Annotated in this window: 19 protein-coding genes and 5 tRNA genes; 6 read left to right on the top strand and 18 right to left on the bottom strand. The window is 65.5% G+C overall.

Annotated features, from left to right (window positions below; translation table 11 throughout):
- Positions 1-224 precede the first annotated feature (224 nt).
- Complete coding sequence (locus VFY73_RS10090; protein ID WP_329718234.1) at positions 225-563, top strand: hypothetical protein; 339 nt, start codon at positions 225-227, stop codon at positions 561-563.
- A 6-nt stretch (positions 564-569) separates the two neighbouring features.
- Here the strand turns inward: VFY73_RS10090 and VFY73_RS10095 are convergent, their stop codons facing one another.
- From VFY73_RS10095 to VFY73_RS10110, 4 genes are all read right to left on the bottom strand, one after another.
- The gene (locus VFY73_RS10095) at positions 570-1,520 is read right to left on the bottom strand and encodes a nitronate monooxygenase family protein (protein WP_329718236.1); all 951 of its coding nucleotides are present in this window, start codon (positions 1,518-1,520) and stop codon (positions 570-572) included.
- Entirely contained in the window at positions 1,520-3,310 is a 1,791-nt protein-coding gene (locus tag VFY73_RS10100) for an acyl-CoA dehydrogenase (RefSeq protein ID WP_329718238.1), read from the bottom strand. The genes VFY73_RS10095 and VFY73_RS10100 overlap by 1 nt, the downstream gene beginning before the upstream one ends.
- 93 nt (positions 3,311-3,403) lie before the next feature.
- The gene (locus tag VFY73_RS10105) at positions 3,404-4,333 is read right to left on the bottom strand and encodes an electron transfer flavoprotein subunit alpha/FixB family protein (protein ID WP_329718240.1); all 930 of its coding nucleotides are present in this window, start codon (positions 4,331-4,333) and stop codon (positions 3,404-3,406) included.
- Position 4,334: 1 nt separating this feature from the next.
- Positions 4,335-5,084, bottom strand: coding sequence for an electron transfer flavoprotein subunit beta/FixA family protein (locus tag VFY73_RS10110; RefSeq protein WP_329718241.1), 750 nt, complete (start codon positions 5,082-5,084; stop codon positions 4,335-4,337).
- Positions 5,085-5,356: 272 nt separating this feature from the next.
- Between VFY73_RS10110 and murI the strand changes: the two genes are divergently transcribed.
- Positions 5,357-6,208, top strand: coding sequence for a glutamate racemase (gene murI, locus VFY73_RS10115; protein ID WP_329718243.1), 852 nt, complete (start codon positions 5,357-5,359; stop codon positions 6,206-6,208).
- 46 nt (positions 6,209-6,254) lie between these two features.
- Here murI and VFY73_RS10120 read toward each other — a convergent pair.
- From VFY73_RS10120 to VFY73_RS10170, 11 genes are all read right to left on the bottom strand, one after another.
- Positions 6,255-6,345, bottom strand: a tRNA-Leu gene (locus VFY73_RS10120).
- Positions 6,346-6,478: 133 nt separating this feature from the next.
- Positions 6,479-6,554 (bottom strand) — tRNA-Gly (locus VFY73_RS10125).
- Between the two features lie 16 nt (positions 6,555-6,570).
- Positions 6,571-6,644: transfer RNA gene (locus tag VFY73_RS10130), tRNA-Cys, on the bottom strand.
- An 88-nt stretch (positions 6,645-6,732) separates the two neighbouring features.
- Positions 6,733-6,808 (bottom strand) — tRNA-Gly (locus VFY73_RS10135).
- 257 nt (positions 6,809-7,065) lie between these two features.
- On the bottom strand, positions 7,066-9,501 hold the full coding sequence (gene lon / locus VFY73_RS10140) for an endopeptidase La (RefSeq protein ID WP_329718245.1): 2,436 nt from the start codon (positions 9,499-9,501) through the stop codon (positions 7,066-7,068).
- A 210-nt stretch (positions 9,502-9,711) separates the two neighbouring features.
- Positions 9,712-10,980, bottom strand: a complete 1,269-nt coding sequence (gene clpX, locus VFY73_RS10145; protein ID WP_329718247.1) for an ATP-dependent Clp protease ATP-binding subunit ClpX — start codon at positions 10,978-10,980, stop codon at positions 9,712-9,714.
- An 82-nt stretch (positions 10,981-11,062) separates the two neighbouring features.
- The gene (gene clpP, locus VFY73_RS10150) at positions 11,063-11,683 is read right to left on the bottom strand and encodes an ATP-dependent Clp endopeptidase proteolytic subunit ClpP (protein WP_329718249.1); all 621 of its coding nucleotides are present in this window, start codon (positions 11,681-11,683) and stop codon (positions 11,063-11,065) included.
- Positions 11,684-11,813: 130 nt separating this feature from the next.
- Entirely contained in the window at positions 11,814-13,121 is a 1,308-nt protein-coding gene (tig, locus tag VFY73_RS10155) for a trigger factor (RefSeq protein ID WP_329718251.1), read from the bottom strand.
- A 28-nt stretch (positions 13,122-13,149) separates the two neighbouring features.
- Positions 13,150-13,236 (bottom strand) — tRNA-Leu (locus VFY73_RS10160).
- Positions 13,237-13,447: 211 nt separating this feature from the next.
- A complete protein-coding gene (locus tag VFY73_RS10165; RefSeq protein WP_329718253.1) occupies positions 13,448-16,561 on the bottom strand; it encodes an efflux RND transporter permease subunit in 3,114 nt (1,037 codons plus the stop codon).
- Between the two features lie 38 nt (positions 16,562-16,599).
- A complete protein-coding gene (locus VFY73_RS10170) occupies positions 16,600-17,745 on the bottom strand; it encodes an efflux RND transporter periplasmic adaptor subunit (protein ID WP_329718255.1) in 1,146 nt (381 codons plus the stop codon).
- A gap of 164 nt (positions 17,746-17,909) precedes the next feature.
- Here VFY73_RS10170 and hpnC point away from each other — a divergent pair, with 164 nt between their 5' ends.
- The 4 genes from hpnC (at position 17,910) to VFY73_RS10190 (ending at position 21,791) form a co-directional block, all read left to right on the top strand.
- The gene (hpnC, locus tag VFY73_RS10175) at positions 17,910-18,746 is read left to right on the top strand and encodes a squalene synthase HpnC (protein WP_329718257.1); all 837 of its coding nucleotides are present in this window, start codon (positions 17,910-17,912) and stop codon (positions 18,744-18,746) included.
- Positions 18,743-19,609 carry a presqualene diphosphate synthase HpnD gene (gene hpnD, locus VFY73_RS10180; RefSeq protein ID WP_329718259.1) on the top strand — a complete coding sequence of 289 codons (867 nt, stop codon included), beginning with the start codon at positions 18,743-18,745 and terminating at the stop codon, positions 19,607-19,609. The genes hpnC and hpnD overlap by 4 nt, the downstream gene beginning before the upstream one ends.
- On the top strand, positions 19,606-20,883 hold the full coding sequence (gene hpnE, locus VFY73_RS10185; RefSeq protein WP_329718261.1) for a hydroxysqualene dehydroxylase HpnE: 1,278 nt from the start codon (positions 19,606-19,608) through the stop codon (positions 20,881-20,883). The genes hpnD and hpnE overlap by 4 nt, the downstream gene beginning before the upstream one ends.
- 140 nt (positions 20,884-21,023) lie before the next feature.
- Positions 21,024-21,791 carry an IclR family transcriptional regulator gene (locus VFY73_RS10190; protein ID WP_329718263.1) on the top strand — a complete coding sequence of 256 codons (768 nt, stop codon included), beginning with the start codon at positions 21,024-21,026 and terminating at the stop codon, positions 21,789-21,791.
- Between the two features lie 21 nt (positions 21,792-21,812).
- Here VFY73_RS10190 and pbpG read toward each other — a convergent pair whose 3' ends face one another.
- The 3 genes from pbpG to pssA form a co-directional block, all read right to left on the bottom strand.
- Positions 21,813-22,907: a D-alanyl-D-alanine endopeptidase gene (pbpG, locus tag VFY73_RS10195; RefSeq protein ID WP_414654441.1), complete on the bottom strand. Its 1,095-nt coding sequence runs from the start codon at positions 22,905-22,907 to the stop codon at positions 21,813-21,815.
- Positions 22,908-23,076: 169 nt separating this feature from the next.
- On the bottom strand, positions 23,077-24,618 hold the full coding sequence (locus VFY73_RS10200; RefSeq protein WP_329718265.1) for a 2-isopropylmalate synthase: 1,542 nt from the start codon (positions 24,616-24,618) through the stop codon (positions 23,077-23,079).
- A 207-nt stretch (positions 24,619-24,825) separates the two neighbouring features.
- Positions 24,826-25,680 carry a CDP-diacylglycerol--serine O-phosphatidyltransferase gene (pssA, locus tag VFY73_RS10205; protein ID WP_329718267.1) on the bottom strand — a complete coding sequence of 285 codons (855 nt, stop codon included), beginning with the start codon at positions 25,678-25,680 and terminating at the stop codon, positions 24,826-24,828.
- Positions 25,681-25,727: the final 47 nt, after the last annotated feature.

Here is a 25,727-nt window from a genome sequence, read left to right on the forward strand (position 1 = left end):
CTCCGATGGGTTGATCAACCTTCCGCGGCCCGGCTCTACCGGTTGGCGGACTAGCGACCCGCCTTGCTGTTGAAGTCAACCAGCAAGGGGACACAGAAGGACCTAAATACTCACGGACGGCACTGTAACACCGGTGGTCCCGCGTCGTTGTACGTGGAATTGCAGTGGGCGATGGGCGTTACTTGCATGACAGCAAGCGTGCGATCGGCGCCACACTGGCGAAAGTGAGCAGCCCTTCTTCGCCGACTTCCCGGGTGATCCACCTGCATCTCGACGCCCCGCCGAAGCCGGCTGAAGGGGCGCCGTGCAATGGCTGCGGCCTGTGTTGTGCGGCCGAACCCTGCCCGGTCGGTGTGCTGGTCAGCCGAAAACGCGTAGGCGCTTGTGACGCGTTGCAATGGAGCGACAACGACGGCCGCTACCTCTGCAGCCTGGTCAGCGATCCGATCCGCGTGATGCCTTGGCTGCCGACACCGCTGGCCCCGCTGCTGAGCCGGCTGGCCCGGCGCTGGATCGCCTCGGCCACCGGCTGCGATGCCAGCCTCGTGACCGAATCTGGCTGAACGGCCTCAGGCCGCCACCCGGGCCAGCGCCGAGCGGTACTCGCGCGCCAGTCGCGCGACCAACTGGCCCGCCGGCTGCACCTCTTTGATCGCGCCGATGCCCTGACCGCAGCCCCAGATGTCCTTCCAGGCTTTCTTCGCATCGCCGCCGAAGTTCATCTTCGACGGGTCGCTCTGCGGCAGGTTGTCCGGGTCCAGGCCCGCGGACAGGATCGAGCGCTTCAGGTAGTTGCCGTGCACACCGGTGAACAGGTTCGAGTAGACGATGTCGTCGCTCGAACCTTCGACGATGGCCTGCTTGTAGCCATCGATCGCCCGGGCCTCGTCGGTCGCAATGAAAGCCGAGCCGATGTAGGCGAAGTCCGCCCCCATCGCCCGCGCAGCCAGCACGGCCCCGCCGGTCGACATGGCGCCCGACAAGGCGAGCGGGCCATCGAACCACTCGCGGATCTCCTGGATCAGCGCGAACGGGCTCTTGACGCCCGCGTGGCCGCCGGCACCGGCCGCCACGGCGATCAGGCCATCCGCACCCTTCTCGATCGCCTTCTTCGCGAAGGTGTTGTTGATCACGTCGTGCAGCACCACGCCGCCCCAGCTGTGCACCGCATCGTTGACGTCGGTGCGCGCGCCGAGCGACGTGATGATGATAGGCACCTTGTACTTGGCGCAGACCTGAAGGTCGTGCTCGAGGCGCTCGTTGCTCTTGTGCACGATCTGGTTGATTGCGAACGGTGCCGCCGGCTTGTCGGGGTTGGCCTTGTTGTACGCCGCGAGCGTCTCGGTGATCTCGGCGAGCCACTCGTCCAGTTGCTCGGCCGGGCGCGCGTTCAGCGCCGGCATCGAGCCGACGACACCCGCCTTGCACTGCTCGATCACCAGCTTGGGGTTCGAGATGATGAACAGCGGTGCGCCGATGATCGGCAGCGGCAGGTTCTTCAGGATCGCGGGCATGGACATCAGTAGGCCTCCAGAGCCATGTCGGTGATGCTCGCGGCGCCGTCGACGATGCTGTCGCGCATGCCGGTCGCCTTCGAAAGAATGTGGTCGCCGTAGAAGCGCGCGGTGGCGATCTTGGCCTTCATGAACTCGGTGTCTTCACCCGCCACCAGCTTGGCTTCTGCGGCCAGCAACGCACGGCCCATCTGCCAACCGGCGACCAGGTTGCCAGCCAGCAGCAGGTAGTTCACGCTGCCGGCGAAGACCGCGTTCGGATTGGTCTTGGACTGGGCGACCACGAAGTCGACCACGTCGAGGAAGGCCTGGCGCGCAACACCGAGGCGCTTGGCCATCGCCTGGGCTGCGGCACCGCCTTGCTTCATCAACGCAGCTTCGGTCGTCTCGATCTGGCCGGCAATCGCCTTCGCGACACGGCCGCCATCGCGCGACGTCTTGCGACCGACCAGGTCGTTGGCCTGGATCGCGGTCGTGCCTTCGTAGATCGTCAGGATCTTCGCGTCGCGCAGGTGCTGCGCCGCACCGGTCTCTTCGATGAAGCCCATGCCGCCGTGCACCTGCACGCCCAGCGACGTGACATCCAGGCTCATCTCGGTCGAGTAGCCCTTGATCAGCGGCACCAGGAATTCGTAGACCGCCTGGTTCTGCTGGCGCGTCGCCGCATCCGGGTGGTGGTGGGCGGCATCAAACGCCGCGGCACCGACCAGCGCCATCGCACGGCAGCCTTCGGTGTTGGCGCGCATCGTCATCAGCATGCGACGCACATCGGGGTGGTGGATGATCGGCGCGGCCGTGTTCATCGAGCCGTCGACCGGGCGCGATTGCACGCGTTCGCGGGCATAGGCCACCGCGCGCTGATAGGCACGATCGGCCACCGCCAGCCCTTGCACGCCAACGCCGAAGCGCGCCGCGTTCATCATCACGAACATGTACTCGAGGCCGCGGTTCTCTTCGCCGATCAGGTAGCCGATCGCGCCGCCGTGGTCGCCGTACTGCAGCACCGCGGTCGGGCTGGCCTTGATGCCCATCTTGTGCTCGATGCTGACGCAGTGCACGTCGTTGCGCGCACCGGGAGAGCCGTCGGCGTTCAGCATGAACTTGGGCACGATGAACAGCGAGATGCCCTTCACGCCCTCCGGCGCGCCAACCACGCGGGCCAGCACGAGGTGGACGATGTTCTCGGCCATGTCGTGCTCACCCCAGGTGATGAAGATCTTGGTGCCGAAGATCTTGTAGGTGCCGTCGGGCAGCGGCTCGGCCTTGGTGCGCACCATCGACAGGTCCGAGCCGGCCTGCGGCTCGGTCAGGTTCATGGTGCCGGTCCAGGTGCCGTCGATCAGCTTCGGGATGTAGGTCGCCTTCTGCTCGTCGGACCCTGCCGTCAGCAGCGCCTCGATCGCGCCGTCGGTCAGCAGCGGGCACAGCGCGAAGCTCAGGTTCGCGGCGTTGACCATTTCCTGGCACGCGGCGTGGATCAGCTTGGGCAGGCCTTGGCCGCCGAAGTCGGTCGGGTGGTGCAGGCCCTGCCAGCCACCCTGGCTGAACTGCTGGAACGCCTCCTTGAAGCCCGGGGTCGCGTGGACCACGCCCGCTTTGAACGCCGACGGGTTCACATCACCGTCGACGTTCAACGGCGCGACCACGTCCTCGTTCAGCTTGGCGCATTCTTCGAGCACAGCCTGGGCCGTGTCGAAACCGGCGTCTTCAAAACCCGGCAGCTGGGCCACGGCGTCGATGCCGGCCAGTTCCTTCATCACGAACAGCATGTCCTTGACGGGTGCGCGGTAGGTCACTGCAGTCTCCTGGGGATTCAAGAAAAAGGGCGCACAGCGGCGCCCTTTGAAAAGTCGTGGCACGCGGCCGTCAATGCCGCGCGCCTGTCAGCTTCAGAGGGCCTTGATCAGCTCGGGCACGGCGGTGAACAGATCCGCCTCCAGGCCATAGTCGGCGACGCTGAAGATCGGCGCTTCCGGGTCCTTGTTGATCGCGACGATCACCTTGGAGTCCTTCATGCCGGCCAGGTGCTGGATCGCGCCGGAGATGCCGGCAGCGATGTAAAGCTGTGGCGCCACGATCTTGCCGGTCTGGCCGACCTGCCAGTCGTTCGGGGCGTAGCCCGCGTCGACGGCAGCGCGGCTGGCGCCCAGCGCGGCGCCCAGCTTGTCGGCCAGCGGCGTCAGCACCTCATTGAACTTGTCCGAAGAGCCCAGCGCGCGACCACCGGAGACGATGATCTTGGCGGCGGTCAGCTCGGGGCGGTCGCTCTTCGTGACCTCGCGGCCGACGAAGCTGGACTTGCCGTTGCCGGCCACCGCAGCCACCGATTCCACGGCGGCCGAGCCACCGCTCGCCGCGGCGTCGAAGCCGGTCGTGCGCACGGTGATGATCTTCACCTTGTCGGCGCTTTGCACGGTGGCGATCGCGTTGCCGGCGTAGATCGGGCGCTCGAAGGTGTCGGCGCTGATGACCTTGGTGACGTCGCTGATCTGCGCCACGTCCAGCTTGGCAGCCACGCGCGGGGCCACGTTCTTGCCGTGGGCCGTGGCCGGGAACAGGATGTGGCTGTAGTTGCCGGCGATCGCCAGCACCTGCGCAGCCACGTCTTCGGCCAGTTGCTCGGCCAGGCGCGCGTCGTCGGCGTGCAGCACCTTGGCAACGCCGGCGATCTGCGCGGCAGCCTGGGCGGCACCGGAGGCGTTCGAGCCGGCGACCAGCACATGCACATCACCGCCGCACTGCGAAGCGGCGGTCACGGTGTTCAGCGTGGCGCCCTTCAAGGTGCCGTGTTCATGTTCAGCAATGACGAGGACAGCCATCTCAGATCACCTTCGCTTCGTTCTTCAGCTTTGCCACCAGCGTGGCCACGTCCGGCACCTTCACACCCGCACCGCGCTTGGGCGGCTCGGCGACCTTCAAGGTCTTCAGGCGCGGGGCCACATCGACGCCCAGGTCGGCCGGCTTCACCACTTCGAGCGGCTTCTTCTTGGCCTTCATGATGTTCGGCAGCGTCACGTAGCGCGGCTCGTTCAGGCGCAGGTCGGTGGTCACCACGGCCGGCGTGCTGAGCTTCAGCGTCTCGAGGCCGCCGTCGACTTCACGCGTGACGTTCACGCCGCCGTCGACGATCTCGACCTTCGAGGCGAAGGTGGCTTGCGGCAGGTCGGCCAGCGCGGCCAGCATCTGGCCGGTCTGGTTGCAGTCGTCGTCGATGGCCTGCTTGCCCAGGATCACCAGGCCCGGCTGTTCCTTGTCGACCAGTGCCTTCAGCAGCTTGGCCACGGCCAGCGGCTGCAGTTCGGCATCGGTCTCGACCAGGATGGCGCGGTCGGCGCCGATCGCCATCGCGGTGCGCAGGGTTTCCTGGCACTGGGTGACGCCGCAGGAGACGGCGATCACCTCGGTGACGGCGCCCTTCTCTTTCAGGCGCACAGCCTCTTCGACGGCAATTTCGTCGAAGGGGTTCATGCTCATCTTGACGTTGGCGATGTCCACCCCCGTGCCGTCGGACTTCACGCGAACTTTCACGTTGTAGTCGACGACGCGCTTGACGGCTACCAATACCTTCATGTCGCGTTGCTCCTGTCGGACCGATGGTCTGAATTGACGTTTACGTTAACTGCGGGATTCTAGTGGTTGCACCAATGCCCAAGCGGGGTGAAACCGGCGTGGTGCCCAACGTGCTTGCGTGTGTGACGCAGCACGAAGGATAAATCGAACGGTCGTGCTATTTTAGGTGCATGACCCCAGAAACACCAGTCGTCTGGGCGACAGTTGGCACATCTTGCGCCAACGCCAATGCAACCCGCGCGCGCCGCCGGCCGGGTAGACTGCCCGCCGCCATGACGTCGCCAACCCCCTTGCCCGCCACCCTCCGAGCAGCCAGGGCTGCACGCAACGCCAGCGCAAGCTCATCGCTCATCGGCGTCTTCGATTCGGGCGTCGGCGGCCTGTCGGTCCTGCGTGCGTTGCACCGCCAATTGCCGCAAGCGCCGCTGCTTTACGTGGCCGATGCGGGCCATGCGCCTTATGGCGACCGTGATCCAGCCCATGTGCAGCAACGCTCCGAACGCGTAGTCGATCACCTCGTCGATCAAGGGGCCCGCGTGGTCGTCATCGCCTGCAACACCGCCACGGCTTGGGCCGTGGATGGGGTGCGCACCCGCCATCCTGGCGTGGCCTTCGTTGGTGTCGAGCCGGGCGTCAAACCGGCCGCATTGGCCAGCGCCAGGCGCAGCATCGCGGTGATGGCGACGCCGTCGACGCTGGCCAGCGAACGCTATGCGGACCTCGTGAGGCGCCACGCGCCGGATTGCCAGGTGCATCCCGTGCCCTGCAATGGCTTGGCGGCTGCCATCGAACGCGGCGAAGCCGGCCTGGCCGAGGTCGATCGTCTGCTCGATCTGTATTGCGCTCCGCTGGCCTCGCTGGGCATCGACACCGTGGTGCTGGGCTGCACGCACTACCCCTTCGTGGCCGAACGCATTGCGGCACGCCTCGGGCCCGGCATCCGCCTGCTGGACACCGCAGATGCGGTGGCGCGGCGGGCCGTCGACCTGCTCGCACCGTCGGCTGAGCATGCCGACGCGGCGGCCACCGTCGAATTGCAGACCACCGGCGACCCAGACCTGCTGGCCCGCATGGCCCTCAGCGGGTTGGGTCGCACGTTGCCGGTACAGCGCATTCAGATCTGAAGACGCCGCAGCAACATCGTCGCCGTCACTGAACGTCAGCGTCAGGTGGTGCCCGGAACCGGGTTCGAACCGGTATGCCCCGATGAAAGGGCGGCGGATTTTAAGTCCGCTGCGTCTGCCTGTTTCGCCATCCGGGCGGGCACAAAGATGATACGAGCGATGCGCATCGCGACGCACCGCGTGGGAACCTAACCTGGGTCCTGAACGCATCCGGCGCGTGCGCCCCGGAAACGAAAAAGGGAAGCTGCGAACAGCTTCCCTTCAGGTGTTTGGAGCGGGAAACGAGGCTCGAACTCGCGACCTCAACCTTGGCAAGGTTGCGCTCTACCAACTGAGCTATTCCCGCATGGTGTCATCGGTGCTGGAGGCGCGGCCCGGAGTCGAACCGGGCTAGACGGATTTGCAATCCGTTGCATAACCGCTTTGCTACCGCGCCGCACTCAACCGATGCCGTGCCCTTCACTCGCCATGCCCAGCGTGCCTGATAAAAAAGGGAAGCTGATCAGCTTCCCTTCACGGCATTCTGGAGCGGGAAACGAGGCTCGAACTCGCGACCTCAACCTTGGCAAGGTTGCGCTCTACCAACTGAGCTATTCCCGCATGGCTCCTGACGGAACACTTTCCCTGCTGACGCGCTTGGTGTCGCTCGCTGTGATTCGCTGTCTTTCGACTGCGTCCCCAGCGCAACAGGGAAGCAAAGATTATAGGAGGATTTTTGGGCTTCCCGCAAGTCACTGTGCAGATTTTGCAGAGCGACTTGCGGGCCTGCCGCAACACCTCTCGAGAAACGGCGGGCCGCTCCCCGAGTTTCTTGATCCCCGTGGGGGCGGGCCGGGCACCGCCCGGCCCTGGGGGCCTCAATGAGGCAGGGTATCGGACGCCGCGACCGGTGCGCCGGTGCCCTTCTCCTGCTTTGCAGCAGAAGCGTCGGTCGAGGCGGGCTCGTCATCAGGCAACGGTGCCGGCATTGATTCCAGCGCCACTTCGAGCACCTTGTCGATCCAGCGCACCGGCACGATCTCGAGGTGGCTCTTCACGTTGTCCGGAATGTCCTGCAGGTCCTTCACGTTCTCTTCCGGAATCATCACGAGCTTGATGCCACCACGGTGCGCCGCCAGCAGCTTTTCCTTCAATCCGCCGATGGCCGTCACCTCGCCGCGCAACGTGATTTCACCGGTCATCGCCACATGCGCCTTGACCGGGATGCCGGTCAGTGCAGAGACGAAGGCAGTGGTCATCGCCGCGCCTGCGCTCGGGCCGTCCTTCGGCGTTGCGCCATCGGGCACGTGCACGTGCACGTCACGCTTCTCGAACAGCTCGTCCTTGATGCCCAGGCGGCGTGCGCGGCTGCGCACCACCGTGCGTGCGGCCTCGACCGATTCCTTCATCACGTCGCCCAGCGAACCGGTGCGGATGATGTTGCCCTTGCCCGGCATCGAGGTGGCTTCGATGGTCAGCAGATCACCACCCACCTCCGTCCACGCCAGGCCGACGACCTGGCCGACCTGGTTGGTTTTCTCGGCACGACCGAAGTCGTACTTGCGAACACCCAGGAACTCGTTCAGGTTCTCGTCGGTGACGACGACCTTGCCGTCGTAGGTCTTGAGCTGGATGCCCTTGACCACCTTGCGGCAGATCTTCGAGATCTCACGCTCGAGCGACCGCACACCGGCTTCGCGGGTGTAGTAGCGGATGATTCCGCGGATGGCCGCTTCGGTCACTTCCATCTCGTTGTCGAGCACGCCATTGTTCTTGGCTTGCTTGGGCAACAGGTAGCGCTGCGCGATGTTGAGCTTTTCGTCCTCGGTGTAGCCCGACAGGCGGATCACTTCCATCCGGTCCAGCAGGGCCGGCGGGATGTTCATCGAGTTCGAGGTCGCCACGAACATCACATCGCTCAGGTCGAAATCGACCTCGATGTAGTGGTCGCTGAAGGTGTGGTTCTGCTCGGGGTCGAGCACTTCCAGCAGCGCCGATGACGGATCGCCACGGAAGTCCATGCCCAGCTTGTCGATCTCGTCGAGCAGGAACAGCGGATTGCGCGTACCCACCTTCGACAGGCTCTGCAACACCTTGCCCGGCATCGAGCCGATGTAGGTACGGCGGTGGCCGCGGATCTCGGCCTCGTCACGCACGCCGCCCAGCGCCATGCGGACGAACTTGCGCCCGGTGGCACGCGCGACCGACTGACCGAGCGAGGTCTTGCCCACGCCCGGGGGGCCGACCAGGCACAGGATTGGCGCCTTGACCTTGTCGACGCGTTGCTGCACCGCAAGATACTCGAGGATGCGGTCCTTGACCTTGTCCAGACCGTAGTGGTCTTCGTTCAGCACCACCTCGGCATTGCCCAGGTCATGCTTGATCTTGGTCTTCTTCGACCAAGGCAGGTTGATCAGCGTGTCCAGGTAGTTGCGCACCACCGTGGCTTCGGCCGACATCGGCGACATCAGCTTGAGCTTCTTCAGCTCGCCATCGGCCTTCTTGCGCGCTTCCTTGGGCATGCGCGCGGCCTTGATCTTCTTCTCCAGGTCTTCCAGGTCGGCGCCTTCTTCGCCGTCGCCCAGTTCCTTCTGGATCGCCTTGACCTGCTCGTTCAGGTAGTACTCGCGCTGGCTCTTCTCCATCTGGCGCTTGACGCGGCCACGGATGCGCTTTTCGACCTGCAGGATGTCGACTTCGTGTTCGAGCTGCTCCAGCAGCTTCTCCAGCCGCTTCGCAACATCGAACAGATCCAGCACCGACTGCTTGGCTTCGAGCTTCAGCGGCAGGTGCGCAGCGATCGTGTCGGCCAGGCGGCCCGGATCATCGATGCCGGCGATGGAGGTCAGGATCTCGGGAGGGATCTTCTTGTTGAGCTTGACGTACTGGTCGAACTGCTGCGTCACGGCACGGCGCAGGGCTTCGACCTCGGGCGAGGCTTCGCCACCCGGTTCGATCGGCATCACTTCGGAGACGAAGTGCTCGCCGTTGTCGTTGATGCTCAGCGTCGATGCGCGCTGCACGCCTTCGACCAACACCTTCACGGTGCCATCGGGCAGTTTCAGCATCTGCAGGATGCTGGAAACACAACCGACTTCGAACATGTCGTCCGGGCGCGGCTCATCCTTGCCAGCGGCTTTTTGCGCCACCAACATGATCTGCCGGCCGGCTTCCATCGCGGCTTCAAGCGCTTTGATGGATTTGGGCCGCCCGACGAACAATGGAATCACCATGTGGGGGAAAACCACCACGTCGCGCAGCGGGAGCAGCGGCAGCGTGATCGGTTCGGCGGGGAGAATCGGGTGTCCTGACATGAGAGATGCCTCACTTTCTCGTGCCCACATGGGGCCCGAGCGGTGGATTGCAAGAAGCTGGGTAACTACAAGAAGCCTGGGTCAACAGTGCAGTGCACCCTCTAGCCTGTGGCCAGTCTCGCCAAGCGGTAACGAGAGCCCCTTCGGGCGGCCGTGCGGGGCTCAATCAGGTTAGCCGCCTCTGAGGGAATGAAAACCCGGAAAAGCGGGTCAGGCGCTTGCCTTGGCCTGTTCCCGATAGACCAGGAGGGGCTTGCCGCCCTCGTCGATGATGTGCTCGTCCACCACCACCTTGGCCACGCCATCGAGCGTGGGCAAGTCGAACATGGTGTCGATCAGCGACTGCTCCATGATCGAACGCAGGCCGCGGGCCCCCGTCTTGCGGGCCAGGGCCTTGCGGGCGATGGCCACCAGCGCTGAAGGGCGGATTTCCAGCTCCACGCCGTCCATCGAGAACAGCTTCTGGTACTGCTTGACCAGCGCGTTCTTCGGCTCGACAAGGATCTGGACCAGCGCCTCTTCGGTCAGCTCGCCCAGCGTGGCAACGACCGGCAGACGACCGACCAGCTCAGGAATCAGGCCGAAGCGGACCAGATCTTCCGGCTCGGCGTTGCGGAAGACCTCGGAAACGCGCTTTTCGGACTTGCTGTGCACCGTGGCACCGAAACCGATGCCCGACTTCTCGGTGCGGTTCTGGATGACCTTTTCAAGCCCGTCGAAGGCGCCGCCGCAGATGAACAGGATGTTGGTGGTGTCGATCTGCAGGAAGTCCTGGTTCGGGTGCTTGCGGCCGCCTTGCGGGGGCACCGAAGCCATCGTGCCCTCGACCAGCTTCAGCAGCGCCTGTTGCACGCCCTCGCCCGACACGTCGCGGGTGATGCTGGGGTTGTCTGCCTTGCGCGAGATCTTGTCGATCTCGTCGATGTAGACGATGCCGCGCTGCGCCCGCTCGACGTCGTAGTTGCAGTTCTGCAGCAGCTTCTGGATGATGTTTTCGACGTCTTCACCCACGTAGCCAGCTTCGGTCAGCGTGGTGGCGTCGGCAATCACGAAAGGCACGTTGAGCAGGCGGGCCAGCGTTTGCGCCAGCAGCGTCTTGCCCGAGCCGGTGGGGCCGATGAGCAGGATGTTGCTCTTGGCCAACTCCACTTCGTCTTTGCTGGCACCCAGGTGCTTCAGCCGCTTGTAGTGGTTGTAAACGGCCACCGCCAGCGTGCGCTTGGCCGGGTCCTGGCCGATCACGTACTGGTCGAGGCTGGCCTTGATTTCGCTGGGCACCGGCAAGTCGGACTTGGCCGCCTTGGCGGAGGCACCTTCGGCCGGCACTTCATCACGAATGATGTCGTTGCACAGCTCGATGCACTCGTCGCAAATGAACACGGACGGCCCGGCGATGAGCTTCTTGACCTCATGCTGGCTCTTCCCGCAGAAAGAGCAGTAGAGGACTTTTTCGCCAGAGGCGCCTTTCTTGTCGGGCATGGGAGTGCGGATTAGGGCCTGGGAAGCCTGGGTCAATGATAGAGCAAGCGCCGGCCATGCCGGCGATCAGGAAAACGTGAAGTCAAGCGCTCGGAATGCCGCGCTTTTCGATCACTTGGTCGATCAGGCCATAAGCCCGTGTTTCCTCGGCGCTCATGTAGTAGTCGCGCTCGGTGTCGGCCTGGATCTTTTCCAGTGGCTGGCCGGTGCGTTCTGCCAGGATGCGGTTCAACTGCTCGCGGGTCTTCAGGATCTCGCGGGCGTGGATCTCGATGTCCGTCGCCTGGCCCTGCGCGCCGCCCAGCGGTTGGTGGATCATGATCTTGCTGTTCGGCAACGCGATACGCTTGCCTTTGGCGCCCGCTGCCAGCAGGAAGGCGCCCATGCTGGCGGCCATGCCGATGCACAGCGTCGACACGTCCGGCTTGATGAACTGCATCGTGTCGTAGATCGACAGGCCGGCGCTGACGCTGCCGCCCGGCGAGTTGATGTAGAAGAAGATGTCCTTGTCCGGGTTTTCGCTTTCCAGGAACAGCAGCTGCGCCACCACCAGGTTGGCGCTCTGGTCATTGACGGGGCCAACCAGGAAAACGATGCGGTCTCGCAACAGGCGGGAGTAGATGTCGTACGCCCGCTCGCCGCGGCCCGACTGCTCGATCACCATCGGGACCATGCCCAGGGCTTGTGTGTCCAGTGCGCTCATGACAGATGCCTCGTGCAATTCATTTGTTGTGGGTGTTGGCCTCATTATGAAGCCGACGTCAAGCCGCCTGATCGGGCGAAAAAAAGCCCGGCCTGGGCCGGGCGATTTTCTGGGTGAACGCCAGGGAAGATCAGGCGGTCATCAGCTCATCGAACGGCAGGGCCTTGTCGGTGACCTTGGCCTTCTCCAGGACGAAGTTGGTGACGTTGTTTTCGATCACAACCGCCTCGACTTCGGCCATGCGCTGGCGGTCCGACAGATACCAGCGCACCACCTCGGCCGGCTTCTCGTAGCTCTGCGCCATCTCCTCGATGTGGGCCTGCAGCTGTTCGGGCTTGGCTTGCAGGTTGTTCTGACGCACCAGCTCCGACACCACGAGGCCCAGGCGCACACGGCGCTCGGCTTGCGGGGTGAAGATTTCGGCCGGAATCGGCGCCGTTTCGGCATCCTTCACGCCACGCTGCTTCAAGTCGGCACGGGCGCCTTCGGTCAGGCGGCCCACTTCGGCTTCGATCAGGGCCTTGGGCAGGTCCAGCTCGGCGGTCTTGACCAGCGCGTCCATCACGGCCGCCTTGTTGCGGGCCAGCACGCGGAACTTGACCTCGCGCTCCAGGTTCTTTTTCACGTCGGCGCGCAGCGCCTCGACCGTGCCGCCAGCGATACCCAGCGACTTGGCGAAGGCCTCGTCGACGGTGGGCAGATTTTGGGCCTCGATCTTCTTCATCGTGACCATGAAGTCGGCCTCCTTGCCGGCCACGTCCTGGCCGTGGTAATCGGCCGGGAACTGCAGCGGGAAGGTCTTTGATTCGCCGACCTTCATGCCGCGAACGGCCGAGTCGAACTGCTCGAGCATCTGGCCTTCGCCGATCAGGAACTGGAAGCCTTCGGCCTTGCCGCCAGCAAACGGCTCGCCGTCGATCTTGCCTTCGAAGTCGATCGTCACGCGGTCGCCGACCTCGGCGCCTTCGGCGGCCGGGCGCTGGGCAAAGGTACGGCGCTGCTTGCGCAGGATTTCGACCGTCTTGTCAATCGCCGCTTCGTCGACCTCGGCCGACACGCGCTCGACTTCAGCCGCGCTCAGGTCGCCCAGCTTCACCTCGGGATAAACCTCGAAGGTCGCGTCGAAGGCCATCACGCCTTCGGGCGCCTGGTCCTTCTGGGTGATGTTGGGCACACCGGCCACGCGCAGTTGCGCTTCGTTGGCGGCTTGCGTGAAGGCCTGGCCCAGCTTGTCGTTCATCACCTCGTACTGCACCGAGTAGCCGTAGCGCTGGGCCACGACCGACATCGGCACCTTGCCCGGACGGAAACCGTCGGCCTTGACGGTGCGGGCCAGCTTCTTCAGCCGAGACTCGACTTCCGAATTGATCTCGGTGGCCGCCAGCGTCAGGGTGATGCGGCGTTCGAGCTTCTCGAGGGTTTCAACGTTGACTGACATGGTGCGAACTCTGGTTGCGTTGCGTGTCTGGTGCGCGGGGCCGGACTCGAACCGGCACGCCCGTGAAGGCGTCAGGACCTAAACCTGGTGCGTCTACCAATTTCGCCACCCGCGCGGGAAAAGCCAGTGAGCCGACCGGCCGGCGCGCCCGCCAGCCGGCTTTGTCGACCCAGCCTTCTTGAAAAAGCTTCTGGCGCTCGCCGCCCGAAGCGCATTTGCGCCGCAGGCCGCTCGCGCCAGGCGAACCGGTAAACCGCGTATTCTACTGGGCTCCGGTACGGCTCTGAATCGCCGAACCGTACTGAGCTTTACCTATTTCCGCGGATCTACGTCGTCTCGCGCCGTACGCGGAACCAGGCCGCGTACATCGCCGGCAAGGCCAGCAGCGTCAGCACCGTGGCCACGATCAGGCCGCCCATGATGGCCACCGCCATCGGGCCCCAGAACACGCTGCGCGACAGCGGGATCATCGCCAGCACCGCCGCCGCGGCCGTCAGCACGATCGGCCGGAAGCGTCGCACCGCCGATTCGACGATCGCGGTCCAGGTCGGTACGCCACGCCCGCGGTCCTGCTCGATCTGGTCGATCAGGATCACCGAGTTGCGCATGATCATGCCGGCCAGCGCAATGAAGCCCAGCAGCGCGACGAAGCCGAACGGACGGTTCAGCAGCAGCAGTGCACCCGCCACGCCAGCAATGCCCAGCGGCGCGGTCAGCACCACCAGCACCGTGCGCGAGAAGCTGTGCAACTGCAGCATCAGCAGGGTGAACATGATGAAGATCATCAGCGGCACGCCGGCAGCGATCGAGCCCTGCCCCTTCGAGCTTTCGGCCACGGCGCCGGCGATCTCGATGTCCATGCCCTCGGGCATGCGCTCGCGCAGCTTGGCCATCTCTGGCCAGACTTCCTTCGTCACCGTGGCGCCCTGCACGCCGTCGACCACGTCGCCCTGCACCGTCGCCGCGTACTTGCGGCCTTCGCGCCACAGCACGCCGGGCTCCCAGCCGAAGCCGATCTGCGCGATCTGCGCCAGCGGGATGCTGCGGCCGGTGGTCGTCGGGATGTAGGCGTTGCCGATGTCGGTGATGGCATTGCGCTCGTCGGCCGGCTGGCGCAAGACGATGTCGATCAGCCGGTCGCCTTCGCGGAACTGGCCGATGGTGCTGCCCGACAGCATCACCCGCGATGCCTGGGCGATCGACTGGCTGGTCACGCCGAGGGCGCGGGCCTTGTCCTGGTCGATCTCGAGCCGCAGCGATTTGATGCGTTCGTTCCAGTTGTCGTTGACACCGCGCATGCTCGGGTTCTTGCGCAGTACCTCTTTGGCCTCGTCAGCCCACTGGCGCACTTTCTCCATGTCCGAGCCGACGACGCGGAACTGCACCGGGTAAGGCACCGGCGGGCCATTGGGCAGCAGCTTGCTGCGGCCGCGCACCTCGGGGAACTCGTTGGCCAGGATCTCGGGCAACTTCTTGCGCAGCACTTCGCGGTCTTCCAGCGTCTTGGGCAGCACGATGTACTGGCTGACGTTGGCCTGCGGGAAGATCTGGTCCAGCGGCAGGTAGAAGCGCGGCACGCCGCTGCCCACCCAGCCGGTCACGCTCTCGACGCCCGGCTCCTTGGCGATGCGCTTCTCGAAGCGGCGCGCGACCTCATCGGTGGCCTGGATCGTCGTGCCTTCGGGCAGCCACAGGTCGACCAGCAGCTCGGGTCGGCTCGAATCGGGGAAGAACTGCTGCTGCACCTTGCCCATGCCTGCGATGCCCAGCGCGAAGATGGCCAGGGTCACGCCTATCGTCGCCCAGCGGTGCTCGACGCACCAGTCCACCACCTTGCGAAAGCGGCTGTAGAACGGCGTGTCGAACAGCTCGTGCGCCTCGCCCTGGTGCGTCTTCTTGGTCTTCAGCAACCAGGCGCCCAGCAGCGGCACGAAGTACACCGACACCACCCACGAGATCACCAGCGCGGCGGAGGTGACGGCAAAGATCGCGAAGGTGTATTCGCCCACCGCCGACTTGGCCAGGCCGATCGGCAGGAAGCCGGCGGCGGTGATCAAGGTGCCGGTCAGCATCGGCATCGAGGTCGCGTCGTAGGCGAAGGTGGCCGCGGTGCGCTTGTCGTAGCCTTCCTCGAGCTTGCGCACCATCATCTCGACCGCGATGATCGCGTCGTCGACCAGCAGGCCGAGCGCGATGATCAGCGAGCCGAGCGAGATCTTGTGCAGGCCGACGCCCCAATAGAACATCGTCACGAAGGTGATCGCCAGCACCAGCGGAATCGTGATGCCCACCACCAGACCCGGCCACACGTCGACGCGCAACGGCCGCAGGTGCAGGCCCAGGCTCAGGAAGCTGACCGCCAGCACGATCACCACGGCTTCGATCAGCACCCCGACGAACTCGTTGACCGAGCGCGACACGGATTTCGGCTGATCCTGCACTTGCTGCAGCTCCACGCCCAGCGGCAGCTTGGCCTTGATCTCGGCGGTCTTGGCATTCAGCGCCTTGCCGAGCTCGATGATGTCACCGCCCTTGGCCATGGACACGCCCATGGCCAGCACCTGCTGGCCTTGATGGCGCACCATCACCGATGGCGGGTCGACGTACTCGCGGCGGATGTCGGCGATGTCGGCCAGACGCAGCGAGCTGGCCACCCCGGTGGACGCGTTCACCGCGCGGATGGGCAATTGGCGCAGGTCTTCCACCGAAGTGAAAGCACCCGCCACGCGCACCTGCAGGTTCTGGCTGGTGGCGTTCAGCGTGCCCGCGCCCTCGACCGCGTTTTGCGCGTTGAGCTGGGCGATCACCTGGTTCATGTCGAGGCCGAGCTGGGCCAGGCGTTTCTGCGAAATCTCGACGAACAGCTTCTCGGCCTGCACGCCGAAGAGTTCAACCTTGGCGACGTTTGGCACCCGCAGCAGCTGCGAGCGCACGTCCTCGGCGTAGCGGCGCAGTTCTTCGGTGCTGAACCCGTCGGCCGACAGCGCGTAGATCGAGCCGTACACATCGCCGAATTCGTCGTTGAAGAACGGGCCGATCACGCCGGACGGCAACGTGCCGCGCATGTCACCAACCTTCTTGCGCACCTGGTACCAGACGTCGGTCACCTCTTTCGGCGGCGACGAGTCCTTCAACTGCAGGATGGTCAGCGACTCACCCGGCTTGGTGTAGCTGCGGATGACGTCGGAGTGCGGCACCTCCTGCAGGGTGCGTTCGATCTTGTCGGTCACCTGCTCGGCCATCTGCTGGGCCGAGGCGCCGGGCCAGAAGACCTGCACGACCATCGCACGGAAGGTGAACGGCGGGTCTTCGTCCTGCCCGAGCTGGAAGTAGGCCGCCAGGCCCAGCACCATCAGCACCACCATCAGGTAGCGGGTCAGCGGCGCATGGTCCAGCGCCCAGCGCGAGATGTTGAATCGCGAACCTTGGGAATCGCTCATGCTCTTGTTCTCGTTGTTCGACGTGGGGCGGTTCGGGTTCAGTTCGAGGCAACCGGCGCCGGCATCGACGCCGAGGCCGGGATGACCTTGGGCGCGGCGGACGCCACTTCGACGAAGGGCTTGACCTTCAAACCGGCCGTCAGCATGTGGGTGCCGGCCACCACCACCTCGTCACCCGGCTTCACGCCTTGCCGGATCACCACGGTGTTGCCGTCGGCCCCGGCGACGACCACCGGCTGGCTGCGCACGGCCATCTGGCCGCGGTCCAGCAACCAGACCACCGTCTGGCCCTTGGCTTCGGCCACGGCTGTCAGCGGCAGGCGGATCACGCCCGCCACGGCCTGGCCTGCGACACGCACGCTGGCCGTCTGGCCCAGGCGCACGGCCGCCTTGCCCAGATCCGCCTTGACGAGGAAGGTGCGGGTCACCGGGTCGGCCGCAGCAGCGATCTCACGCACCGTGGCCTTGACGGAATCACCCGTACCCCAGGGCTGCAGCGTGATGGCATCGACCTTGCCGAGCAGTTGCCGCACCGCCCCGACACGGTCTTCCGGCACTGAGAACACCGCGTCGCGCGGGCCGTCGTGCGCCAGCCGAACCACCGGCGTGCCGGCGCCGACCACCTGGCCCGGCTCGGCTTCGACCGCGGTCACCACGCCGGCCGCGTCGGCCACCAGCGAGGCATAGCCAGCCTGGTTGCCTTGCACCGAGGCTTGCGCCTTGGCCTGGTCCAGCTGCGCGCGGGCCGTCTTCATGGCGGTTTCGCGGCGCTCCAGTTCGGCGGCGCCGATGAAGCCCTGGTCGCGCAGCTCCTTGAAGCGCTTGTAGTCAGCGCTGGCCTGATCGAGGTTGGTCTGGGCAGCGGCCAACGCAGCGCGCGCGGCGTCCTGGCCCAGGCGCAGGTCCTGCCCGTCCAGTTGCGCCAGCAACTGGCCGGCACGCACCGAATCGCCCAGGTTCACCGACCGGCTCTGCAGCTTGCCACCTACCCGGAAACCCAGACGGGACTCGGTGCGGGCGCGGATCTCGGCCGCATACTCGTGCGCGGCCACCGTTTCGCTGCCGCTGACAGTGATGGTGCGCACGGCGCGCACCGGCTCGGGCGGGGCTTCTTTTTTGGCACAACCCGCCAGGCCCAGCGCGGACAGACTGATGAGGGTGGCGACGAACAGCGGCTTGTTCATGGCAGGAACTCGGTGAAGACAGCGGCCGAGCACGGCGAGCTGATGTGGATGTAACGGTCACACTACTGACTGACCGGTCAGTAATATAGGGTCTGCACGGATCGCCGTCAACGCTTTCCCGCATCAAACCCGCCCCAAGCGTGCAAAGGCACAATCCGCGCCCTGTGAGCGTCGAGCACTACGAGAACTTCCCGGTCGCATCCTGGCTGTGCCCGCGGCCGCTGCGTGCCCCGATCACCGCGATCTACTGGTTCGCCCGCGTGGCCGACGACATGGCCGACGAGGGCGACGCACCCGTAGCCCAGCGCCAGGCCGACCTGGCCGCCTATCGGGCGGAGCTCGCCCGCGTGGCAAGCGGGCAGGTGCCCGCCCCCCGCTGGGCGGCCGTTTTCACACCGCTGTCGCAGGCCATTCGCGACCATGCGCTGCCACTCCACCTGCTCGACGACCTGCTGGACGCCTTCATTCAAGACACCGGCAACCCCCTTTACCCCGACCGCACCGCGCTGCTCGACTACTGCCGCCGCTCGGCCAACCCGATCGGCCGCTTGCTGCTGCACCTGTACGGTATCCGCGAAGAATCGGCGCTGGCCCGCAGCGACGCCGTCTGCAGCGCGTTGCAGCTGATCAACTTCTGGCAGGACCTGAGCGTGGACCTGCCACGCGGCCGCTGCTATTTGCCGCTGGCCGATGCCGCCCGCCACGGCCTTCGCGCCGACGCCGTCCAGGCCGGGCCTGCGGGCCAGGCCGAAAAAACCCTGGTCCGCGACTTGTGCGGTTGGGCCCAACAGTTGATGCTCGAAGGCGCACCGCTGACGCGACAGATTACGGGCCGCGCTGGCTGGGAACTTCGGCTCGTCGTGCAAGGCGGGCTGCGCATTCTTGAGAAAATCGCCGCCATGGATTTCGCCACCTTGTCGCAACGCCCGGCCTTGGGTCGCCGGGACGCGCCCCGCCTGCTCTGGCGCGCGATCGTGCACTCGCCTGGAGTCGCGCGTTGACCGTCCCCGCCGCTCACACGCCCGCGCAGTACGTCCAGGAGAAGGCCGCCGGCAGCGGCTCGTCCTTCTACTACGCGTTCATGTTCCTGCCGCCGCCGCGGCGGGCCGCGATCACCGCGTTCTACGCCTTCTGCCGCGAGGTCGACGACGTGGTCGACGAGGTGCACGACCCGCACGTCGCGCGGACCAAGCTGGCCTGGTGGCGCAATGAGGTGGCGCAAGCCTTTGCCGGCAAACCCACGCACCCGGTGATGCAGGCCCTGATGCCGCTGGCCGCCGACTACGCGATCGAGATGCGCCAACTCCACGCGGTCATCGAAGGCTGCGAGATGGACCTGACGCAGAACCGCTACCTCGACTTCCCGGCGCTGGCCACCTACTGCCACCTGGTGGCCGGCGTCGTCGGCGAAGTGGCCTGCAACATCTTCGGCCGCACGCAAGACTCGACCGTCGCTTATGCCCACAAGCTGGGCCTGGCGATGCAGCTGACCAACATCATCCGCGACGTCGGTGAAGACGCCCGCCGCGGGCGCATCTATCTGCCGATCAACGAACTGCAGCAGTTCGACGTGAAGGCGCACGAGCTGCTCAAGCGCGAAACGCCCTGGGGCTACAGCGACCGCTTCCAGGCGCTGATGCGCTTTCAGGCCGAGCGTGCCCATGGCCTGTACGACGAAGCCATGGCCTTGTTGTCCGACGCCGACCGCTCGACCCAGAAGCCGGGGCTGATGATGGCCAACATCTACCGCACGCTGCTGCGCGAAATCGAGAAGAGCCAGTTCCAGGTGCTGCACCAACGCACGTCGCTGACGCCGCTGCGCAAGCTCTGGATCGCGGCGCGCACGCATGTCCTGAGTCGGTGACTGCGCCCGCTGCTTCGCGTCGGGTTGCCGTCGTCGGCGGTGGTTGGGCCGGACTGGCCGCGGCGGTTCGCGCCTGCAGCCTCGGCCACCAGGTCAGCTTGTTCGAGATGGCACCGCAACTCGGCGGCCGCGCCCGTTCGGTGACCCGCGACGGGCTGACATTGGACAACGGCCAGCACATCCTGATCGGCGCTTACCGCGACACGCTGGCGCTGATGCGACAGGTCGGCGTGGACCCGGCCGCCGTGTTGCACCGCCAACCCCTGACGCTGCGTTACCCCGATGGCAGCGGCCTGCGCCTGCCCCCTGGCCCCGCCCTGCCCGCCTTCGCGCGTGGGGTGCTCGGATGGCGCGACCTGCCCTGGCGTGATCGGTTTGGCCTGCTGATACTGGCCGCACGCTGGCGCCTGCAAGGGTTTCGCTGCCCGCCGTCGATGACGGTGGCCGAACTGGCACGCCAGTGCCCGCCGCAGGCCTATCGCGAGCTGATCGAGCCGCTCTGTGTGGCGGCGCTGAACACGCCAGCCGAGCAGGCCAGCGCCCAGGTGCTGCTCACGGTCCTGCGCGATGCACTGTTCGGTGCTCCCGGCGCGGCGGATCTGCTGCTGCCGCGCGCGCCGCTCGATGCATTGCTGCCCACCGCAGCCTTGGAGTGGCTGCAAGCTCACGGCGCGCGGGTTGCCTTGAGCCGGCGTGTGATGTCGATCGCCGTCACCGATGAGGCGGTCACCATCGATGGCGAAGCCTTCGACCATGCGATCGTCGCCACACCGCCGGGTGAAGCTGCCCGCCTCCTGGCCAAGCTTGCGCCCGAATGGAGCCGGGGCGCCGCCGCTTTCAGCTACCAGCCCATCATCACGGCCTGGCTTCGCGCACCCCAGGCACGGTGGTCGCAGCCGATGATGGCGTTGCGGGCCGATGGTCTTCGGCCTGCACAGTTCGGCTTCGACCTGGGCGCGCTGGGCGGCCCCGAGCACACCTATGCCATGGTGGTCAGCGGCGCCGCAGCCTGGGTGGACGCTGGCACGGAGGCCACGCGCGCCGCTCTGATGAATCAATGGGAAGAAGCATTTCCGGCCGTTGAACACGGCGCGGTCGAATGGTTGACCAGCCGCACCGAAAAGCGCGCGACCTTCGCCTGCAAGCCCTTGCTCCAGCGCGCCCCGGCACGGGTGCACAGGCGCGTCACGGTCGCCGGCGACCATGTGCAAGGCCCCTACCCGGCCACGCTGGAAGGTGCGGTGCGTTCAGGGCTGGCCGCGGTGCAGGAATAGCCCTGCCAGGGCCACCCAATGCGCTCCTGAAGCAGCGATCACCGCGGCGCGCATGGCACACGCCAAGCCATGGAAACGATTTCGGATAGACGCGCCTATTTTCGCCATGCAAAATCGGGTCCTCGGAAGGATGCCAAACAATGACTCGAAAAGACAGCTCGTCCCCCAGCATTCAGGTGCTTGCGCGGGCCTTTGGCCTGCTCGACGTGCTGGCGTCACACCAGGATCCCGTTTCGCTCAAGGAGCTGAGCGAAACCACCGGGCTGCACCCTTCTACCGCCCACCGCATCCTCAACGACCTGGCCGCCGGCCGCTTCGTCGATCGCCCCGAAGCCGGCAGCTACCGGCTTGGCATGCGCCTGCTGGAGCTGGGCAACCTCGTCAAGGCCAGGTTGGACGTGCGCGACGCCGCGCTGGGCCCGATGCGCGACCTGCACAAGCTCACCCATCAGCCGGTCAACCTGTCGGTGCGCCAGGGCGACGAGATCGTCTACATCGAACGAACCTACAGCGAACGTTCAGGCATGCAGGTGGTGCGCGCCGTTGGCGGCCGCGCCCCGCTGCACCTGACCTCGGTCGGCAAGCTTTTCCTGGCCTACGACGACCCGCAACGCGTGCGCGCTTATGCCACCCGCACCGGCTTGGCCGGTCACACGCGCAACAGCCTGACGGACCTGCCCGCACTGGAGCGTGAACTGGCCGGAGTGCGCCGCCACGCGATCGCGCGCGACAACGAGGAGCTGGAGCTGGGGGTCCGCTGCATGGCAGCCGGGATCTTCGACGACCAGGGCAAACTGGTCGCCGGCTTGTCGATCTCGGCCCCCGCCGACCGGCTGGAAGAGTCGTGGCTGGACCGCGTCAAGTCGACCGCGGCGCAGATATCTTCAGCGCTCGGCCATCGAGGCTGAGCGCTTTCAATGCCGGCTCTCTCAGCCGGCACTGGCTTCGTGCGCCACCACGGCAGGCGCCACTTCCGGGGTGGCGGCGGTCGGCAGCGAAGGGCTGGTGATCAGCCACTTGCGGATGCGCTCGGCGTCGCCGATACGCGAATACTTGCCGGCTGAATCCAGCAGCACCAGGATCAGCTTGCGACCAGCCAGTTGCGCCTGCATCACCAGGCACTGCCCGGCTTCGCTGATGTAGCCAGTCTTCTGCAGGCCGATGTCCCAGCTGGGGTTCAGCACGAGGCGGTTGGTCGTGTGGTACTGCAGCTGGCGCGATCCCACGGCCACCTGATATTCAGGAGAAGTGGAGAGCTCGCGCAGCAGTGGCACCTGGTGTGCCGTCTTCACCAGCATCGCCAAGTCACGTGCGCTCGACTGGTTCCGGCTCGACAAGCCGGTGGGCTCGACATAACGGGTGTCGTTCATGCCCAGCAGCTTGGCCTTGGCATTCATCGCCGCCACGAAAGCCGTCAAACCGCCTGGGTAGTGGCGGCCCAGCGCGTTGGCGGCCCGGTTCTCTGACGACATCAGCGCCAGGTGCAACATTTCGCCGCGGGTCAATTGGGTGCCCGGGCGCAGTCGCGACGAGCTGCCCTTTTCGGTGTCGACATCCTCTTCGGTGATGGTCAACAGCTCGTCCATCGGCAGGTTGGCCTCGCTGATCAGCAAGCCGGTCATCAGCTTGGTGATCGACGCGATGGGCAGCACTGCCTTGGAGTTCTTGTTCAGCAACACCTCGTTGGTGTCTTGATCCAGCACGAAAGCCACGCTGGATTTCAGATCCAGCGGATCGTCTGTGGCGTGCAAGCCGGCCAATTGACCAAAGGAACGGCGTGGCGGCTCTGCGGCGCGGACCACCGAGCGGCGCGAGGCGACCGAGCGCGTGCTGCGCGCCGCAACCGAGGCTTTGGCACGCGTGCTGGTACGGGCGGCCGGCGCCTTCTTCGCCGCAGCAGCGGCTTGCGCGGTGGTGGTGCCCGGGCGACGCGCCTTCGCATCAGCGGTCGAGCCGAAAACGGCCAGCCCCATGGCCAAAGTCACCATGCCCAACCATTGCCGCGAAATTCTGAACTTGAGCATTCTGTCGTGTGTCTTGAAAGCCACCGCTGTGCTGGCGCTGAGTCTATTAGAAACAAAAAAGACATGCAAGATCAAAAACTTGCATGTCTTTCCTCAAGTGCGCCGTTGGGGCCACTCGACTCAGAAGCGAGGCGAGTCTAGCGCGGGTTCGGCACCGAATTGCTCCGGTTTAGCCCTGCGCAGCGACCCTTTCGTTCTTGGCATGCAGCTTGTTCAGCGCCGCGAGGTAGGCCTTGGCGGAGGCAACGACGATGTCCGGATCGCTGCCCACGCCGTTGACCACCCTGCCACCATGCTGCAGCCGAATGGTCACCTCGCCCTGGGATTCTGTGCTGCCGGACGTGATGGCATTCACGGAATACAGCAACATCTCGGCGCCAGATTGAGCTTTCGACTCGATCGCCTTGAGGCTGGCGTCCACCGGGCCGTTGCCATCGCTTTCGGCCACGTGCTCTTCCTCGCCCATGGCGAAAGCCACGCGGGCGTGCGGGCGCTCGCCTGTTTCCGAGCGCTGCGACAGCGCGACAAAACGGTAGTGCTCATGGTCATGAGCAACGCTTTCGTCGCTGACCAGCGCGATGATGTCCTCGTCGAAGATCTCGCTCTTTCGATCGGCCAGGTCCTTGAAGCGGGTGAAGGCAGCATTGATGTCAGCCTCCGACTCCATCGCCACGCCCAGTTCCTGCAGGCGCTGCTTGAAGGCATTGCGGCCCGACAGCTTGCCCAGCACGATCTTGTTGGCCGACCAGCCCACGTCTTCGGCCCGCATGATCTCGTAGGTGTCGCGCGCCTTCAGCACGCCGTCCTGGTGGATGCCGCTGGCGTGGGCAAAGGCGTTGGCGCCGACCACCGCCTTGTTCGGCTGCACGACGAAGCCGGTGGTCTGGCTGACCATGCGCGATGCCGGCACGATCTGAGTGGTGTCGATGCCGATCTCGAGGCCGAAGTAGTCGCGGCGCGTCTTGACCGCCATCACGACCTCTTCGAGCGAGCAGTTGCCGGCACGCTCGCCCAGGCCGTTGATCGTGCATTCGACCTGGCGCGCGCCGCCGAGCTTCACGCCGGCCAGTGAGTTGGCCACCGCCATGCCCAGGTCGTTGTGGCAGTGCACGGACCAGATCGCCTTGTCCGAATTGGGAATGCGCTCGCGCAGGTGGCGGATGAAGTTGCCGTACAGCTCGGGGATCGCGTAGCCCACCGTATCGGGAATGTTGATCGTCGTCGCGCCTTCGTCGATCACCGCCTCCAGCACGCGGCAGAGGAAGTCGGGATCCGAGCGGTAGCCGTCTTCGGGCGAAAACTCGATGTCGCCGCAGAGGTTGCGCGCGAACCGCACGGCCAGTTTGGCCTGCTCGAAAACCTGGTCCGGCGTCATGCGCAGCTTCTTCTCCATGTGCAGCGCACTGGTGGCGATGAAGGTGTGGATGCGGCCGCTGGCGGCACCTGCCAGCGCCTCGGCCGAGCGCGAGATATCTCGATCGTTGGCGCGCGCCAGCGAGCAGACGGTGGAGTCCTTGATCGCCGCCGCGATGGCTTTCACGGCCTCGAAATCACCGTTCGACGAGGCAGCGAAACCGGCCTCGATCACGTCGACACGCAGTCGCTCCAACTGGCGCGCTATACGCAGCTTCTCGTCCTTGGTCATCGAGGCGCCGGGCGATTGCTCGCCGTCGCGCAAGGTGGTGTCGAAGATGATGAGCTTGTCAGCCATGGCGGTCTCGAAGGGTGGTGGACAAAACAAAAACGGCCCGCTGCTTACGCATTGCGGGCCGTTGATCGGGGGGGGAATTTACAGAGGACGGACGTGGTCGATCAGCGAGCCCAGAGAGCTCCTAGTAGCAGCGTGGCAATGGTGATCGACGGACGGGTCATGTTGATTCAATATAACACGCGAATGCGGCGGTGCAACAAGGAAAACTCAGTGCAGACCGCGCTCGTCGGGCTCATCGGTCGAGGTGGCGATCACACTGACCGGCTTGCCCTTGACCTTGCGGTAGACGTAGACGCCGTAACCCGAGATGCCGTAGGCGCAGAACAGGCCGAACAACACGATCGGCGGGTGGATCGTGATCAGCGCAATGCCGAGCGCGATCGCAACGATCACGATAAAGGGCACCGTGCGCTTGAAGCTGACGTCCTTGAAGCTGTAGAAAGGCGCGTTGGTCACCATCGTCAGCCCGGCATACAGCGTCAGGAAGAACGCGCCCCACGGCAGGCCGGTGTACTGGGCGGGGCCTTGGTAACCGGCGTCGTCCATCACCCAGATGAAACCGATCACCAGCGCCGCCGCGGCGGGGCTGGGCAAGCCCTGGAAGAAGCGCTTGTCGACCACCGCGATATTGGTGTTGAACCGGGCCAGGCGCAGCGCGGCGCAGGCGCAGTAGACGAAGGCGGCGATCCAGCCGGCCTTGCCCAGGCTGTTCAGCACCCATTCGTAGACGATCAACGCCGGCGCGGCACCGAAGCTGACCATGTCGGACAGGCTGTCCATCTGCTCGCCGAACGCGCTTTGGGTGTTGGTCATGCGCGCCACCCGGCCGTCCAGGCTGTCGAGCAACGCCGCGGTGAAGATGCCGTACGCCGCCTGCTCGAAGCGGCCATTCATCGCCATGACGATCGCGTAGAAGCCACCGAACAGGGCCGCCAGCGTGAACAGATTGGGCAGGATGTAGATGCCACGGCGGCGCAGACGGCGCGGCTCGTGGAACTCGATGTCATCGTCATTCGGCGCGACTGCGACGATGTCAGCTGGCGTGAGGTCCGGTTCGGGCATGGGCGGGGAGGATAACGCAGGCGTGTCGCCGGAAGTAAGCAGGCCGC

This window comes from Ideonella sp. (genome assembly GCF_036277275.1).
GTDB lineage: Bacteria > Pseudomonadota > Gammaproteobacteria > Burkholderiales > Burkholderiaceae_C > Ideonella.

Excerpts from the sequence above, each read along its gene's own strand:
- lon (WP_329718245.1), bottom strand. The coding sequence starts at position 9,501 with ATGTCAGGACACCCGATTCTCCCCGCCGAACCGATCACGCTGCCGCTG.
- VFY73_RS10200 (WP_329718265.1), bottom strand. The coding sequence starts at position 24,618 with ATGGCTGACAAGCTCATCATCTTCGACACCACCTTGCGCGACGGCGAG.
- VFY73_RS10165 (WP_329718253.1), bottom strand. The coding sequence starts at position 16,561 with ATGAGCGATTCCCAAGGTTCGCGATTCAACATCTCGCGCTGGGCGCTG.
- VFY73_RS10105 (WP_329718240.1), bottom strand. The coding sequence starts at position 4,333 with ATGGCTGTCCTCGTCATTGCTGAACATGAACACGGCACCTTGAAGGGC.
- VFY73_RS10170 (WP_329718255.1), bottom strand. The coding sequence starts at position 17,745 with ATGAACAAGCCGCTGTTCGTCGCCACCCTCATCAGTCTGTCCGCGCTG.
- clpX (WP_329718247.1), bottom strand. The coding sequence starts at position 10,980 with ATGCCCGACAAGAAAGGCGCCTCTGGCGAAAAAGTCCTCTACTGCTCT.
- pssA (WP_329718267.1), bottom strand. The coding sequence starts at position 25,680 with ATGCCCGAACCGGACCTCACGCCAGCTGACATCGTCGCAGTCGCGCCG.
- VFY73_RS10110 (WP_329718241.1), bottom strand. The coding sequence starts at position 5,084 with ATGAAGGTATTGGTAGCCGTCAAGCGCGTCGTCGACTACAACGTGAAA.
- clpP (WP_329718249.1), bottom strand. The coding sequence starts at position 11,683 with ATGAGCGCACTGGACACACAAGCCCTGGGCATGGTCCCGATGGTGATC.
- VFY73_RS10190 (WP_329718263.1), top strand. The coding sequence starts at position 21,024 with ATGACTCGAAAAGACAGCTCGTCCCCCAGCATTCAGGTGCTTGCGCGG.
- tig (WP_329718251.1), bottom strand. The coding sequence starts at position 13,121 with ATGTCAGTCAACGTTGAAACCCTCGAGAAGCTCGAACGCCGCATCACC.
- murI (WP_329718243.1), top strand. The coding sequence starts at position 5,357 with ATGACGTCGCCAACCCCCTTGCCCGCCACCCTCCGAGCAGCCAGGGCT.
- pbpG (WP_414654441.1), bottom strand. The coding sequence starts at position 22,907 with ATGCTCAAGTTCAGAATTTCGCGGCAATGGTTGGGCATGGTGACTTTG.
- VFY73_RS10095 (WP_329718236.1), bottom strand. The coding sequence starts at position 1,520 with ATGTCCATGCCCGCGATCCTGAAGAACCTGCCGCTGCCGATCATCGGC.